This window comes from Streptomyces sp. NBC_00376, assembly GCF_036077095.1.
GTDB lineage: Bacteria > Actinomycetota > Actinomycetes > Streptomycetales > Streptomycetaceae > Streptomyces.
On the sequence record NZ_CP107960.1, the window covers coordinates 4,839,056 to 4,854,294 of the forward strand.

14 protein-coding genes are annotated in these 15,239 nt (G+C 71.7%); 7 read left to right on the forward strand and 7 right to left on the reverse strand.

Annotated features, from left to right (window positions below; genetic code table 11):
* Nucleotides 1-127: 127 nt before the first annotated feature.
* The 3 genes from OG842_RS21890 to OG842_RS21900 are packed head-to-tail and all read right to left on the reverse strand — an operon-like array spanning nucleotide 128 to nucleotide 3,400.
* Nucleotides 128-610 carry a nuclear transport factor 2 family protein gene (locus OG842_RS21890; protein WP_266731884.1) on the reverse strand — a complete coding sequence of 161 codons (483 nt, stop codon included), beginning with the start codon at nucleotides 608-610 and terminating at the stop codon, nucleotides 128-130.
* Nucleotides 607-1,467 carry a dihydropteroate synthase gene (gene folP / locus OG842_RS21895; protein ID WP_443063995.1) on the reverse strand — a complete coding sequence of 287 codons (861 nt, stop codon included), beginning with the start codon at nucleotides 1,465-1,467 and terminating at the stop codon, nucleotides 607-609. Before folP ends, OG842_RS21890 begins: the two co-directional genes overlap by 4 nt.
* A 31-nt stretch (nucleotides 1,468-1,498) precedes the next feature.
* A complete protein-coding gene (locus OG842_RS21900) occupies nucleotides 1,499-3,400 on the reverse strand; it encodes a phosphatidylglycerol lysyltransferase domain-containing protein (RefSeq protein WP_266731886.1) in 1,902 nt (633 codons plus the stop codon).
* A 138-nt stretch (nucleotides 3,401-3,538) separates the two neighbouring features.
* Here OG842_RS21900 and OG842_RS21905 point away from each other — a divergent pair, with 138 nt between their 5' ends.
* Nucleotides 3,539-4,663, forward strand: coding sequence for an alpha/beta hydrolase (locus OG842_RS21905; protein WP_266731887.1), 1,125 nt, complete (start codon nucleotides 3,539-3,541; stop codon nucleotides 4,661-4,663).
* A 20-nt stretch (nucleotides 4,664-4,683) separates the two neighbouring features.
* On the opposite strand, the gene OG842_RS21910 is transcribed toward OG842_RS21905, so the two are convergent.
* Nucleotides 4,684-5,904 carry an ABC transporter ATP-binding protein gene (locus tag OG842_RS21910; RefSeq protein WP_266731888.1) on the reverse strand — a complete coding sequence of 407 codons (1,221 nt, stop codon included), beginning with the start codon at nucleotides 5,902-5,904 and terminating at the stop codon, nucleotides 4,684-4,686.
* Nucleotides 5,905-6,034: 130 nt separating this feature from the next.
* Here OG842_RS21910 and OG842_RS21915 point away from each other — a divergent pair, with 130 nt between their 5' ends.
* From OG842_RS21915 to OG842_RS21930, 4 genes are all read left to right on the forward strand, one after another.
* A complete protein-coding gene (locus OG842_RS21915; RefSeq protein WP_266731889.1) occupies nucleotides 6,035-6,745 on the forward strand; it encodes an ABC transporter permease in 711 nt (236 codons plus the stop codon).
* 3 nt (nucleotides 6,746-6,748) lie between these two features.
* The gene (locus OG842_RS21920; RefSeq protein ID WP_266731891.1) at nucleotides 6,749-7,423 is read left to right on the forward strand and encodes an ABC transporter permease; all 675 of its coding nucleotides are present in this window, start codon (nucleotides 6,749-6,751) and stop codon (nucleotides 7,421-7,423) included.
* 94 nt (nucleotides 7,424-7,517) lie between these two features.
* On the forward strand, nucleotides 7,518-8,507 hold the full coding sequence (locus tag OG842_RS21925; protein ID WP_266731892.1) for an ABC transporter substrate-binding protein: 990 nt from the start codon (nucleotides 7,518-7,520) through the stop codon (nucleotides 8,505-8,507).
* 94 nt (nucleotides 8,508-8,601) lie between these two features.
* A complete protein-coding gene (locus OG842_RS21930; RefSeq protein ID WP_266731894.1) occupies nucleotides 8,602-9,618 on the forward strand; it encodes a hypothetical protein in 1,017 nt (338 codons plus the stop codon).
* A gap of 58 nt (nucleotides 9,619-9,676) precedes the next feature.
* On the opposite strand, the gene OG842_RS21935 is transcribed toward OG842_RS21930, so the two are convergent.
* Nucleotides 9,677-10,819, reverse strand: a complete 1,143-nt coding sequence (locus OG842_RS21935; protein ID WP_266731896.1) for an NADH-quinone oxidoreductase subunit D — start codon at nucleotides 10,817-10,819, stop codon at nucleotides 9,677-9,679.
* 104 nt (nucleotides 10,820-10,923) lie between these two features.
* Nucleotides 10,924-11,904, reverse strand: a complete 981-nt coding sequence (locus OG842_RS21940) for an SAM-dependent methyltransferase (RefSeq protein ID WP_266731898.1) — start codon at nucleotides 11,902-11,904, stop codon at nucleotides 10,924-10,926.
* Between the two features lie 96 nt (nucleotides 11,905-12,000).
* Between OG842_RS21940 and OG842_RS21945 the strand changes: the two genes are divergently transcribed.
* A complete protein-coding gene (locus OG842_RS21945; protein WP_266731899.1) occupies nucleotides 12,001-13,203 on the forward strand; it encodes a sensor histidine kinase in 1,203 nt (400 codons plus the stop codon).
* 84 nt (nucleotides 13,204-13,287) lie between these two features.
* On the forward strand, nucleotides 13,288-13,962 hold the full coding sequence (locus tag OG842_RS21950) for a response regulator (RefSeq protein WP_266731901.1): 675 nt from the start codon (nucleotides 13,288-13,290) through the stop codon (nucleotides 13,960-13,962).
* A 72-nt stretch (nucleotides 13,963-14,034) separates the two neighbouring features.
* On the opposite strand, the gene OG842_RS21955 is transcribed toward OG842_RS21950, so the two are convergent.
* The gene (locus OG842_RS21955) at nucleotides 14,035-15,135 is read right to left on the reverse strand and encodes a DUF5937 family protein (protein ID WP_266733738.1); all 1,101 of its coding nucleotides are present in this window, start codon (nucleotides 15,133-15,135) and stop codon (nucleotides 14,035-14,037) included.
* Nucleotides 15,136-15,239: the final 104 nt, after the last annotated feature.

Consider the following 15,239-nt stretch of genomic DNA (forward strand, 5'->3'; position numbering starts at 1 on the left):
CTACCTGCGAGCACCGACAGTGCTCGCCCGCGGGGGCCGTGGACGCGGCCTCACGGACTGGTAGCCGCGTATACCCGCGCTGCCCCGTTCCAACCCCGTTCGGGGGCGCGGCCGCCCGGTCGGCAGGTCAGGAGGGTGTCTCTTCGTCCTCTTCGTCACCGGTTTCGGTCAGTACGGGCGAGCCGTGGTGGGACCAGAGCTTCCAGCCGTCGGGTGTGCGCCGGAACACATTGGTGGCCACGACGAGTTGGCCGACCAGTGGGCCGAGCGCGTTGCCGTCCTCCGCCGGGCCGCCGCTCAGGATGTTCTCCGTACAGGTCACCAGGGCCGTGTCACCGGTCATCGAGACCCCGACGTCGGTCAGGAAGAACTGGATGTACTCGGTGTTCGCCATGATCAGCGCGTAACTGCGCAGCACCTCGCCGCGGCCGGTCAGTACCGGCCAGCCCGGGTGGACGCAGGAGACGGTGAGGTCCTCGCCCGGCAGCCAGAGCCCGGAGAGCTCCTCCAGGTCGCCGCGCTCCATCGCCTCGTAGAAGGCCGTGTTGGCCTGCTCGACGGCCGCGATGTCGGCGGCCGCCTCCGCGTGCTCGTCACGGGGCCCGCTCACGAAGCTCCCTCGACGGCGCGGGCGACCCGTACGGCGTCGGCCGTGGCCCGGACCTCGTGGACCCGGACGGCCCAGGCGCCCGCGTGGGCGGACAGGGCGGAGATCGCCGCGGTGGCGGCGTCGCGTTCGCGGGCGGGCGGCGGCGCGGCGCCGTCGCCGGCCAGTACGTGGCCGAGGAAGCGCTTGCGGGAGGCGGCGACCAGCAGCGGGCGGCCCAGGGCGCGCAGCTCGTCGAGGTGGGCGACCAGGGCGAGGTCGTGGGCGGCGTCCTTGGCGAAGCCGAGACCGGGGTCGATCACGATCCGTTCCGGTGCGATGCCGCCCGCGACCACGGCGTCCATCCGTTCCCGCAGCTCGGCGACGACCTCGGCGACGACGTCCCCGTACACCGCCCGGCTGTTCATGGACTCGCTGAAGCCGCGCCAGTGCATCACCACGAAGGGGGCGCCGGCCGCGGCGACGACCCGGACCATGTCGGGGTCGGCGAGGCCGCCGCTCACGTCGTTGACCAGGACGGCTCCGGCCGCGACCGCCTCCTCGGCGACCCGGGCCCGCATGGTGTCCACGGAGACCGTGACCCCTTCGGACGCCAGGCCCCTGACCACCGGGACCACGCGCCGCAGCTCCTCCGACGCGTCCACCCGGCTGGCGCCGGGGCGGGTCGACTCGCCGCCGACGTCGATCAGGTCGGCGCCCCGGGCCACCAGGTCGAGGCCGTGTTTGACCGCGGCCGTGGTGTCGAACCAGCGCCCTCCGTCGGAGAAGGAGTCCGGGGTCACGTTCACGACACCCATGACCGCGCAGCGGTCCCACTCCGGAAGGCCCTGGACCGTGCCTCGTCCACGCAACGTACTCATGCGACCAGCGTAGGCCCCGTACGGAGCGGAGCTACGCCGCGCGCGCGTGCTGCTCCCGGCCGGGCGCCGTGGTGTGGGCGCAGGGGCGGGGCCGGGGGGCCGGGAAGCGGCGGGCGAAGGGGCGGGGGAGCGCGAGGCTCACGAAGCCCTCCGCCTGCATGGCGGCGAGGGAGATGCGGGGCAGGTCGCGGGCGGTGCGGTAGACGACGAAGCGGGGCTCCCAGCGGGGGCGGAACTTGGCGTTGAACTTGTACAGCGACTCGATCTGGAACCAGCGCGACAGGAAGATCAGCAGTCCGCGCCAGGTCCGCAGCACCGGTCCGGCGCCCAGCTTCTCGCCCCGGGCGAGTGCCGAGCGGAACATCGCGAAGTTCAGCGAGACACGTTCGACGGAGAGCTGGGGGGCCGCCTGGAGGGCGGCGACGATCAGCAGTTCGTTCATGCCGGGATCGGCGGAGCGGTCGCGGCGCATCAGGTCGAGGGACATGCCGTCGTGGCCCCACGGGACGAAGTGGAGCACGGCCTTCAGGTCGCCGTAGGGGGAGTCGTCGGCGTGCTCGTCGGCCTTGTGGGCGGTGGCGATGACGCAGTCCCCGTCGGCCGGGTCACCGATCCGGCCCAGCGCCATGGAGAAGCCGCGCTCGTTGTCGGTGCCGCGCCAGTCGTCGGCGGCCCGGCGGATGCGGGCCAGTTCGGCGTCGCCGATCTCGCTCACGCGCCGGACCCGGGTCTCGTAGCCGAGCCGTTCAATGCGCTTCACCATCTGGCGTACGTTGCGCATCGCGCGCCCGGCGAGCGAGAAATCCGCGACGTCCACCACCGCCTCGTCGCCCAGTTCCAGGGCGTCCAGCCCGGTCTCGCGGGTCCAGACCTCGCCGCCGGTCTCGCTGCAGCCCATCACGGCCGGGGTCCAGGAGTGGGCCCTGGCCTCGTCCATGAACCGTTCGATGGCGCCCGGCCAGGCCTCCACGTCGCCGATCGGGTCGCCGCTGGCCAGCATCACCCCGGACACCACGCGGTAGCAGACTGCGGCCTTGCCGCTGGGGGAGAAGACGACGCCCTTGTCGCGGCGGAGCGCGAAGTGGCCGAGCGAGTCGCGGCCGCCGTGCTTTTCCAGCAGGGCGCGCAGCCGGACCTCGTCGTCCTCGGTGAGGCGGGCGGCCGGGTGCTCGGGGCGGAAGGCGAGGTAGATGGTGGTGACGGCGGTGAGCAGACCGAGGGCGCCGAGGGAGTACGCCACGGTCCAGGAGGTGTCGCCGGCGTACTCGACGGGCCCCTCGAAGCCGAGCATTCCGTACAGCACGTGCTGGAGCCGGTCGGCGATGCTGGGGCTCCCGACCACCCGGCCGGGGTGCGCGCTGACGACGACGAGCCCGAGGGCCAGCGAACCCGCGCCGAGGAGCACGAAGTTGGCCAGCGCCCGCCAGCGGCTCCGGGGGTCGGGGAGTGCGGCGAACTCGCCGCGGTTGCGGACCAGCAGCAGGCAGAGCACCAGCGAGACGAGCGTGCCGATGACCGAGTGCCGGTAGACGAACTGCGCCAGCGCACCGGCCGGCAGCAGGACGACAGCGGCCCGCCAGGCCCGCCGCTTGCGCCGCTTGAGGCCGTGGGCGAGCAGCAGCAGGAGGACGCCCGCGCTCAGCGAGAGCGCGGCGGCGAACGGTCCGAGGGCGCCGGGCAGTACCTCGGCGAGGGTGTGCATCCGGCTGTGCCGGAAGCGTGGGAAGACGCCCGCGGCGACATCGATCAGGCCGACGACGGTGCAGGCGGTACCGACCAGCGTCGGTACGGATTCGGGGCGCGGGCCGCGTACGAACTTGCGTACGGTGCTCGGGCCGCCCAGGAACTTGGCTACGGGGCTCGGACCGCGCGCGAACTTGCGTACAGGGCCCGGAACCGATCCCGAATTATCCCCATCTACCGTGACAGACATCGCTTCCCGTGGTTCCGCGAGAGATTCTTGAGTCCTTCGGCCGTGGTCCTCCGGACGATGTGCGACCTGTAGGACGAGGCTTCCGGGTCCGGGGTTCACCCGAGAACCGGAAATTTCCAGACAAGAAAGCTCACCCCCATGGGCCTTACCGGCAATGTGTTCCTGGGCCTGGTCATCGGGCTGGCCGTGGTGTCCTTCGCCGCCACGATCTGGCTCTGGCCCCGGCTGGCCCGCCGCAGCGTGCGCGCGGTGCTGGGCAGGGTCGGCCTGCTGCTGGCGACCCAGGTGATGGTCTTCTCCTCGGTCGGCCTGCTGGCCAACAACTCCTTCCTCTTCTACGGGTCGTGGGCCGACCTGCTCGGCCAGAAGCAGGATCTGGGTGTCGTCACGGACCACGCGGCCGGGACGCTGGCGGCCAAGAACATCGTCCGGGTCGGGATGCAGCTGCCGGACGTGCCGGGCGCCTCGCGGCCGGTGAAGAGCGGGCGGATCGACAAGGTCGTGATCTCGGGCCGGCGATCGGGGATCGAGAGCTCGGCGTACGTGTACCTCCCGCCCGAGTACTTCCAGCCGGCGTTCGCGCACCGGAAGTTTCCCGCCGTGGTGGTCCTCACCGGCTACCCGGGCATCCCGGAGAACCTCCTGAAGGGCCTCGACTATCCGCGGACCGCGCACGACCGGGTGAAGGCGGGCAGGGCGCAACCGATGATCCTGGTGATGCTGCGGCCGACGCTGGCGCCGCCGCGGGACACCGAGTGCGTGGACATCAAGGGCGGGCCGCAGACCGAGACGTTCCTCGCGGAGGATCTGCCCAACGTGGTCTCGGAGGTGTACCGGGTCGGCAGACTGGCCCACAACTGGGGCATCATGGGCAATTCGACCGGTGGTTACTGCGCGTTGAAGATCGGCCTCCACCACCCGGACCGGTTCACCGCGAGCGTCGGGCTCTCCGCGTACTACAAGGCGGCCGAGGACCCGACGACCGGTGACCTCTTCCAGGGCGACCAGCGGGCCCGTGACCGCGCCGATCTGATGTGGACCCTGGATCACCTGCCGAAGCAGCCCGACGCGTCCTTCCTGGTCACGACGTCCCGGCACGGCGAGGGGAACTACCACTCCACGCAGCGGTTCATCTCCAAGGTGAAGTCGCCCGCCCAGGTCTCCTCGATCGTGCTCGACAGCGGCGGGCACAACTTCAACACCTGGCGGCGGGAGATCCCTTCGGCGCTGGACTGGATGAGCAGCCGGCTCAGCGAGAACTGATACGGGCCCGGCCCCTGGCTCTACCCGGTGGCGGTCGTCTTGCCGACGCTCTCCACGGTCTCGACCGCCGCCTCGGTGCGCGGTACGTCCTGGGCGTCCGCGTCGATCGAGCGGCGCAGCGCCTCGTGCAGGCGGGCCGGGGTGAGCACACCGAGGAACCGGCCGGTGCTCTCCGCGTCGATGACGGCGATCCAGCCCGCGTCGTGCTGGAGCATGGTGGCGAACGCCTGCTTGAGCGGGGCGCCGACGGGCAGCCAGGCCTCCATCCGGCGGGCGTGCGCGCGCACGGTGCCGCCGGCTCCGGTTCCGGATCCGGCCTTGGTGCCGGCTCGGGCTCCGGCTCCGTCGGCCGGGATCCAGCCGTGCAGATTGTCCTGGCCGTCCAGCACGACGGCCCAGCGCGCGCCCTCGGCCCGCAGCCGCTCGGTCGCCTTCGCCAGGGAGTCGTCGAGGTGGACGACGGGCGGCTGGTCGAGGTCGCCCTCCTCGATGGGGGTGACGGAGAGCCGCTTGAGGCCACGGTCGGCGCCGACGAAGTCCGCGACATAGGGGGTGGCGGGCGCGCCGAGCACGGTGGCCGGGGAGTCGAACTGCTCGATGGAACCCTGCCCGTAGACGGCGATCCGGTCGCCGAGCCGGACTGCTTCCTCGATGTCGTGCGTGACGAACAGGACGGTTTTACGGACCTGTTCCTGAAGTTTCAGGAATTCGTTCTGCAGCCGTTCACGGACGACCGGGTCGACCGCGCCGAAAGGCTCGTCCATCAGCAGGACCGGTGGGTCGGCGGCAAGTGCCCTTGCCACCCCGACGCGTTGGCGCTGACCGCCGGAGAGCTGTTCCGGATAGCGGTCGCCATAAACGGAAGGATCAAGTCCGACAAGGTCGAGGAGTTCCGCCGCGCGTTCGCGTCCCTTTCCCCGTTTCCAGCCCAGGAGATGAGGAACGGTCGCGGTGTTCTCCAGGACCGTACGGTGCGGGAAGAGCCCCACCTGCTGGATCACATATCCGATACGGCGGCGCAGCCGGACGGGGTCGATGGCGGATATGTCGTCCCCGTCGAGGAATATCCGGCCCTCGGTCGGTTCGATCAGCCGGTTCACCATCTTCATGGTGGTCGTCTTGCCGCACCCCGACGGTCCGACGAGCGTGACCAGTTCACCCTCGGCGACCTCGAAGGAAAGGTCGTCGACGGCGGTGGTGCCGTCCGCGTACCGCTTGGTGACGTGCTCGAAACGGATCATGGTTCCCCATTGTGACGCGTGTTCTGTGAAGGACGTGTTGCTGAAATACAACGGCCCCCGCGATTGTCAGTGGTCGAGGATAGGGTCGCCCATACATACGTACGAGACGGTGAGCGGGAGGTGGGGACGGATGGCCGCGGGACAGAACTGCCTGGTGACGAACGACTGGATCTGCGGGGAGTATCTGCGTTCCCGCAGCCAGGAGTTGACCGATGCGACGGTCCAGCACATCTGGATCACCGCGGTATCGGTGGTGATCGGGCTCCTGGTGGCCTTTCCGCTGGCGCTGCTCGCGCGCCGCGGCCGCCGATTCGCCGGACCGGTGCTCGGGCTGACCACGGTGCTCTACACCGTGCCCTCGCTCGCCATGTTCTCGCTGCTGCTGCCGCTGTTCGGGCTCTCCGCCGCACTGGTGGTCACCGGCCTGGTGCTGTATTCGCTGACCATCCTCGTGCGGAACATCCTGGCGGGCCTCGAAGCCGTTCCCCAGGAGGCGAAGGAAGCCGCGAAGGGGATGGGGTACGGGCCGGTCCGGCTGCTCTGGGAGGTCGAACTGCCGCTGGCGATGCCCGCGTTGATGGCCGGCGTCCGCATCGCCACGGTGTCGACGATCGCGCTGACGACGGTCGGCTCGATCATCGGCAGGGGTGGCCTCGGCAACCTCATGGGCGACGCGCTCCCCAGCTTCTTCAAGGCCCAGGTGCTCACGGCCTCGGTCCTGTGCGTGCTGCTCGCGGTCGTCGCGGATCTGCTGCTGCTCGGTGTGCAGCGGCTGTTGACCCCCTGGACCCGAATACGTGCCGCGCACACGGGCGCGGACACCGTGGCAAAGGCGGTCTGACCCATGGGAGTTCTCGGCGAGGCCTGGACCTGGCTCACCACCGGCGCGAACTGGTCGGGGGAGAGCGGGGCGGCCCACCGGCTCGGTGAGCATCTCTACGTCAGCGGGGTCGCGCTCGCCCTGGCGTGCGCGATCGCGCTTCCGGTCGCACTGTGTCTCGGCCACATCGGGAAGGGCGGCGCGCTGGCGGTCAACCTCTCCAACGTGGGGCGGGCGGTCCCGGTCTTCGCGGTGCTGGCCCTCTTCATGGTCTCGCCGCTGCGCAACGCCGGATATGTGCCGACCGTCATCGCGCTGGTGCTGTTCGCCGTGCCGCCGCTGCTGACCAACGCCTACGTCGGGATGACGGAGGTCGACCGGTCGGTGACGGAGGCGGCGCGCGGCATGGGGATGTCCGGGCGGCAGCTCTTCGTGCGGGTCGAGCTGCCGCTGGCCTACCCGATGATCATGACCGGGCTGCGCTCCGCCGCGGTCCAGGTGGTCGCCACGGCGACGATCGCCGCGATGGTCGGTCAGGGCGGCCTCGGCCGGATCATCACCGCCGGGTTCAACACGTACAACACACCGCAGGTGGTCGCGGGGGCGGTGCTGGTCGCCTTGCTCGCGCTGCTGGTGGAGGCGGTGCTGGTGGGCCTGGACCGGCTGCTGTCACCGCTGCGCCGCCGCCGGACGGCCTGACGGCGCGTGACGGCCGGGCGGAGCCTCCGGCCCCCGATCCCCGGATCTCATCCCATTCAGATTTCAGACCTGTTGCTGTGGACGGAGAACAACAATGAGCAAGACCTCGCGCATGGCCGGCGCGGTCATCGGCATGGTGGCGCTGGCCGGCTCGCTCGCCGCCTGCGGCGGCGACAGCCTGGAGAAGGACAAGGACAAGGCGGGCTCGGCATCCGCCGGCGGCTCGGGCTCCGGCAAGAAGGGGTCGCTCGTCGTCGGCGCGGCCTCCTTCACCGAGTCCAAGGTGCTCGCGGAGCTGTACGCGCAGATCCTGGGCGACGCCGGATACAGCACCTCGATCACCACGGTGGCGAACCGGGAACTGTACGAGCCGTCCCTGGAGAAGGGCGAGATCGATGTCGTCCCCGAATACGCCGCGACGATCGCCGAATTCCTCAACGCCAAGGTGAACGGCGCGAAGAAGGCCGAGAAGGCGCCGGTCGCCTCCGGTGACACGGCGGCCACCGTCGCCGCGCTGGAGAAGCTCGCTACCCCGCGCGGACTGAAGGTGCTCCCGGCCGGTGCGGCCGTCGACCAGAACGCCTTCGCGGTGACGAAGGAATTCGCCGCGAAGAACAAGCTCAAGACCCTTTCGGACCTCGGCAGGTCGAAGGTCGCGGTGAAGATCGCGGCGGGTGACGAGTGCGAGGTGCGGCCGTTCTGCGCACCCGGTCTGAAGAAGACGTACGGCATCGACGTCACCGGAATCGACCCCAAGGGAGTCGGCACGCCGCAGTCCAAGCAGGCGGTCAAGGACGGCAAGGACCAGTTGGTCCTCACCACCACCACGGACGCGGTGCTGGACAGCTACGGCCTGGTGTTCCTGGAGGACGACAAGAAGCTCCAGAACGCCGACAACGTACTGCCGGTCCTCAATGCCGAGGACGCCGGTTCGCAGGACATTGCCGACGCGCTCGGCAAGCTCACCAAGGCGCTCACTACCGAAGATCTCGCGGAACTGAACCGCAAGGTCGACGCGGAGCGCGCAAAGCCCGCGGATGTGGCCAAGGAGTATCTGCGCTCGAAGAGCCTCATCGAGAAGTAGGAATCGGGGGGAATGGGGGCCGTCAGGTAACCGGGAGGGAACAGATTGCCGGGCGGCCCCCCAAGTGCCCCGTACACACGGTAAATTTCAGGCCATGCCACGTGGACGTCATCGCCATTCGCCACCTCTGCACAGAATCCTTCCGCCGTCGGCAGTCGTCGGAGTCTCGGTCCTCTGTGCCGGAAGCACCTGGCTGCTCGCCGAACCTCTGGTCCTGCGCGGTCTGGCGGCCGCCGCCGCAGCCGCCGCCGTGACCGGTGCGTATCTGATGCGCAGCTGGGACCGGGAGGCCGGCCGCCGGGTCGCCGAGCTGACGCGGGCCCGTGCCGGGGACGAGTGGCGGGCCGAGGAGCGGATCGCCGAGCTGGAGTCCGACCTGGAGGAGTCGCGGGAGCTGCGCACCCGGCTGGAGACGAAGCTGCGCCGCAAGCGCGTGGAGCTCGCCAACCTGCGCGGCGAGCACGCCGCGCTGCTGCGCCGGTACGCCACCGCCGAGACCGAGCGGGCCAGCGCGCTGGAGGGCCGCAGGCAGCTCGCGCTCGAAGCCGCCGCCACGCCCCGGGAGCTGCCCGCCGCCCGCAGCACCCCGACGCCCGCCGCCTATCTGCGGGCCGCCCAGGCGCTGGAGGACCTCTCCCGCAACGGGGCGCTCCAGGAGGCGCGCCGCACCGCCGAGCAGGCCAGGAAGCGTGATCTCGCCGAGCGGTCCCGGGAGGCGGAGGAGCAGCGGGGCAAGCACGCCGCGGCCGAGGACCGGACCGGCGCGCAGCACCTGCGCCCGCCGACCCCCCTGCCCGCGCCCCGCCCGTCCGCCGCGCTGCCCCCGGCACGCACCGCACCGGCCGCCACCGCCGTCGCCCCGTACACGGCCTCCCGCCGCCATCCGGTGCCGCAGGGCAGCTTCGACTTCTTCGGGACGCAGAAGGCGGCGCGCGCCGCGATCGAGTCCGTGCAGAACGAGGACCTCGCCGACGTGGTGGGCGAGGAGGCACTGGCCGCGCACCGCACGGGCAAGGCCGAGAAGCAGGCCGTCGGCGAGGTCATCGACCTGACCGCGCACGACGAGACCGAGCAGCTGGACGTGGCGGAGCTGCGCAGCGCGATCTCGTAGCCGGGCCGTCGGGGCCCTCGGGCCCCGCCCGGCGGCCGCTTGCCGATACCGCCGGCGGCTACTTGTCGATGTCGCCGACGACGAAGAAGAGCGAGCCCAGGATCGCGACCATGTCGGCGACCAGCGTGCCCGGCAGCAGCTCGGTGAGCGCCTGGATGTTGTTGTACGAGGCGGAGCGGAGCTTCAGCCGGTACGGGGTCTTCTCGCCCTTGGACACCAGGTAGTAGCCGTTGACGCCGAGCGGGTTCTCGGTCCAGGCGTAGGTGTGGCCCTCGGGGGCCTTCAGCACCTTGGGCAGCCGCTGGTTGATCGGGCCGGGGGCCAGGCCGGCCATCCGGTCCAGGCAGGCGTCCGCGAGGTCCAGGGCGTTGTGCGTCTGCTCCAGCAGGCACTCGAAGCGGGCCAGGCAGTCGCCCTCGGTGCGGGTGACCACCTTCAGGGTGTCCTGGAGTTCCCCGTACGCGAGATACGGCTCGTCGCGCCGCAGATCGAAGTCGACGCCCGAGGCGCGGGCGATCGGCCCGGACACCCCGTACGCGTGCACGGTCCCGGCGGACAGCACGCCCACGTCGCGGGTGCGGCCCCGGAAGATCTCGTTGCCGAGCACCAGGTCGTCGTAGACGTCCATCCGGGACCGGACCGAGGCGACGGCGTCCCGGGCCCGTCCGAGCCATCCGGCCGGGAGGTCCTCCTTGAGGCCGCCGACGCGGTTGAACATGTAGTGCATCCGGCCGCCGGAGACCTCCTCCATCACGGCCTGGAGCTCCTCGCGCTCGCGGAAGGCGTAGAACACCGGGGTGATCCCGCCGAGTTCGAGCGGGTACGAACCGAGGAACATCAGATGGTTCAGGACCCGGTTCAGCTCGGCGAGCAGGGTGCGGGTCCAGACCGCGCGCTCCGGGACCTCCATGCCGAGCATGCGCTCCACGGCCATCACGACGCCCAGCTCGTTGGAGAACGCCGAGAGCCAGTCGTGGCGGTTGGCGAGCATCACGATCTGCCGGTAGTCACGGGCCTCGAACAGCTTCTCGGCGCCCCGGTGCATGTAGCCGATGACCGGCTCGGCGTGCTGGATGCGTTCGCCGTCCAGGACGATGCGCAGTCGGAGCACGCCGTGGGTGGAGGGGTGCTGCGGGCCGATGTTGAGCACCATGTCGGTGCTCTCCGCCGCGCCGCCGATGCCGACCGTCGTCTCCGTCATGCGGCCAGTATCGCGCGAACGCACCAGGGCCCCGCCCCGGACCCCGTCCCCGGCCGCCCGGTGGCTGTGCCCGGACCCCGTCCCCGGTCGCCCGGCGGCAGGTCTCAGCCCCTTCGCTGCATCAGCCAGCCGAAGTCGCCGAGGCCGCCGCGGGCCGTCAGCTCCGCCGCCTCGCCCGCCGAGGCGAGCGCCCGTACGTAGCCGGCCGGGTCGGTCGACGCCAGGGCCAGGGGCGGGCGTTCGCCGCCGACGCCGAGGCGGTGCAGCGCCTCGCGCTGGCTCAGCAGCTCGGGCGGCGCACCGGCGAAGGACCCGGCCGCCGCGCAGGAGTCCAGCGCCACGTGCGAGGTGAGGTCGCAGCTGCCGTCCGGCACCGGCCGGACCTCGCGGCCTCCCCGGAAGCCGGTCAGGGTGCCGAACGGGGGCCGCGCTTCGCGCACATGGGCGTAGTCAACCGCCACGGCGAGCCCCCCGGCCAGCGTGGCCACCGCCCGCGCCCAGGCCTCGTCGCGGGGGCGGCCGATCTCCGCGCGGCTGCCCGGACCGGCCGACGGCCACCAGCGGCGCAGCCACTCGGCGTCCGCCCCGGTCACCGGCTCGCCCAGCCGTTCCGTACCGTCCCGGTCCCGGACCAGGACGTACCGGTCGACGCCGTCCGCGTCGGTCTCGGCGATATCGGTCGGGACGTTGTCCAGCCACTCGTTGGCGAACAGCAGGCCGTACGTGCGCGGCGGCGGTTCGGCGCACCACTCGATCCGGGCATCCAGACCGGGCGGGCGGGCGGCGAGCTCCACGGCGTACGCCCGCACGGCCAGGCCGTCGCCGCCCGCAGCCGGCAGCGCCGCCAGCACCCCCGTCAGCAGCTCGCCCCGGCCGGCGCCCACGTCCACCAGGTCGACCGATCCGGTGTCCAGCTCCCGGGCCGTTTCGACCAGCAGCCGGGCGACGGCGGCGGCGAAGAGCGGGGACGCGTGGACAGAGGTACGGAAATGGCCCGCCGGCCCTTCGGGGCTCCGGTAGAACCCCCCGTCCCCGTACAAAGCGGTCTCTGTCGCCACCTGCCACCCACGCCACTCATCCGTCACCTGTCCAAGTCTCCACCTTGGGGAGTACGGTCCCTGGAGCCGGATCGGCCCTTCGGCTGACCCGGGCGACCCTCGCCTGTCCCTACGCTGGGTTACGTGCAGCGCCTCTACGACTTCATCCGCAGACACCCGACGGGCGTCGACTGCTTCTGGGCCGTCGTCCTCCTCGGGCTCTCCGGCATGTCCATGGCGGTCATGCCGAAGAGCGGCACGGAGCGCATCGCTGCCGTTCTGATCATCCTCGGCCTCTGCGTCGTCGTCGCGCTGCGCCGCCGCGCACCGGAGAAGATGCTGCTGCTCGCCATCACGATGGGCCTGGCGCAACTGGTCACGGGGGTCGGCCCCGGTGTCGCGAACTTCGCCATGCTGGTGATCGTCTTCACCGTGGCCACCGTCGGGGAGCGCTGGGCTTCCCGGCTCGCGCTGGTCTGCAGCCTGTGCGCGGCGGGTGTGTCCACGCTGCGCTGGCCGCAGGAAGCACCGCAGGGCGGCTGGGCCCAGCAGACCTTCGTCGTCATCGTGCTGACCGTGCCGTTCGTGCTGGCCTGGGTGCTCGGCGACTCGATGCGGACCAGGCGCGCCTACTTCAGTCAGCTGGAGGAGCGCGCCGCCCGGCTGGAGCGGGAGCGCGAGGCGCAGTCGAAGGTGGCGGTGGCGGCCGAGCGGGCCCGGATCGCACGTGAACTCCACGACGTCGTCGCGCACAACGTGTCGGTGATGGTGGTGCAGGCCGACGGTGCGGCGTACGTCATGGACGCCGCCCCCGACCAGGCCAAGCAGGCCCTGGAGACCATCTCCAGCACCGGCAGGCAGGCGCTCGCCGAGATGCGGCGGCTGCTCGGGGTGCTGCGGACGGGCGACGCGCAGGAGAGCGGGGAGTACGTCCCGCAGCCGGACGTGGACCAGATCGAGGACCTGATCGACCAGGTCAGGCAGGCCGGCCTGGCCGTCGACTTCAAGATCGAGGGCACCCCGCGCCCGCTGCCCAGCGGGGTCGAGCTGACCGCGTACCGCATCGTGCAGGAGGCCCTGACCAACACCCGCAAGCACGGCGGTCCGGACGCGGGGGCCAGCGTGCGTCTGGTCTACTTCGACGACGGGCTCGGACTGCTGATCGAGGACGACGGGCGGGGCGCGGCGCACGAACTGTACGAGGATGGTGGCGCCGACGGCGCGGGCCACGGAATGATCGGGATGCGTGAGCGGGTCGGCATGGTCGGCGGCACGCTGGACGCCGGGCCGCGGCCCGGCGGCGGCTTCCGGATCAGCGCGCTGCTGCCGCTCAAGCCGGCCCACTAGGGGCCCCGGGCGTCGGAGCCGACGCCGTATCGGACGGACGCCGTATCGGGCAGACGTCGTACCAGACAGGAGACAGGACACCTCATGGCCATCCGCGTGATGCTCGTCGACGACCAGATGCTGCTGCGCACCGGCTTCCGGATGGTGCTCGCCGCCCAGCCGGACATGGAGGTCGTGGCCGAGGCGGGCGACGGCGCGGAGGCGATCGAGCACCTCCGCTCCACCGCCGTCGACGTGGTGCTGATGGACGTACGGATGCCGAGGCTGGACGGGGTCGAGGCCACCCGGCGCATCTGCGCGCAGCCGGACGCGCCCAAGGTGCTGATCCTGACCACGTTCGACCTCGACGAGTACGCCTTCTCCGGGCTGAAGGCCGGGGCCAGCGGCTTCATGCTCAAGGACGTGCCGCCGGCCGAGCTGCTCGCCGCCATCCGCTCCGTGCACAGCGGTGACGCCGTCGTCGCCCCGTCCACCACCCGCCGGCTGCTCGACCGCTTCTCCCCGATGCTGCCGAGCGGCAACAGTGAACCGCAGCACAAGGACATCGCCAGGCTCACCGAACGCGAACGCGAGGTGATGCTGCTGGTCGCCCAGGGCCTGTCGAACGGCGAGATCGCGGCGCGCCTGGTGCTCTCCGAGGCGACCGTGAAGACGCACGTGGGCCGCATCCTCACCAAGCTGAGCCTGCGCGACCGGGTGCAGGTCGTGGTCCTCGCGTACGAGACGGGGCTGGTCCGGGCCGGCGGCGGGTCGGTCTGACCCAGGCCGCGTCCGGGGCGGCCCGGCGGGTCGGCTCGATCCGGGCCGCGCCCGGAGCGGGCCGGCGGCGGGTCAGCGCAGGATGCCTTCCAGGAAGTCGCTGCCGAGCCGTGCCACCGAGGTCAGGTCCAGCTGGTGCAGCACGTACCGGCCGCGCCGCCGGGTGGTGACCAGGCCCGCCTTCTTCAGCACCGCGAGATGCCGGGAGACCTCGGGCGCGGTGATGCCGTGCGTGTCGGCGAGCTGGCCGGTGGTGTGCTGGGAGCGGGCGAGATGGCGGCAGAGCCGCATCCGCATCGGGTGGGCCAGCGCCTCCATGCGCAGCTGGAGCAGTTCCACGGAGGCGGGGGAGGGCAGCTCGGGCTGGTGCACCGGGTAGTGGATCACCGGGCGCCAGCCCGGCGCGTGCAGCAGGTTGAGGTGGGGCCAGCCGAAGGTGGACGGGATGAGCGTGAGCCCGAGGCCGACGGCGCTGGTGCGGCCCTCGCTGAGCTTGTCGGCGCTGATCCTGGTCCCGGCCTCGTCGACGCTCAGCGCCGTGGACACCGCGGCCATCGCCTCGCCGAGCCCCTTGCGCCGCAGCAGGTCGTTCTTGTGCCGGGCGTCGGTGGCCAGCTGGACCTGGACCCGGCGCCAGGTGTCCGCGAAGAACGCCCGGTCGCAGTCCTCGAACAGGCGCCGCACCCAGGCCCGCACCGGGGCCGGATCGGCCAGCAGCCGCTGGGCGAACTCCACCTGCCGGGGGCCGCGAGCCGCCGCCATGTCCAGGGTGCGGGCGCGCATCGTCGGATCGGTGAGCGGGGAGGGCGCGCCGAGCCCGTACAGGCTGGTGCAGGTGAACTCCAGGGCGGCGGCGGCGAACCGCTCGTCGTCGAGCCGGTCGAGGATGTCGAGGTCCTCGGCGAGGGTCGCGCCCGTCCTGCCGTCGCCGCCGCGGACTCCGGCGAACGCCATGAAGACGTCCGAGAACGTGTGGCGCCACAGGAAGTCGGCCTCGTGCAGCCGGTCGGCGAGGTCCGGCTCCAGTGCGCTGGCGGTCGCCGTCGCCCAGCCGTGCAGGCCGGGGTGGTGCCCCGGCTCGGAGAGGGCGTGCAGGGCCAGCCCCAGCTCGGCGAGGGGGGAGGTCTCGAAGACGATGCGGTCGGGCGCCAGCCCGGCGATGTCGATGTGCACGCTCACCCCTCCATAGTGCGGGGTTCCCGCAGGAGGCATCGCGCCATTTGACGGTGGTCGTCAATCGGCGGGCGGGCGGCGCCGGGACCGGCCCACGCTGAGGC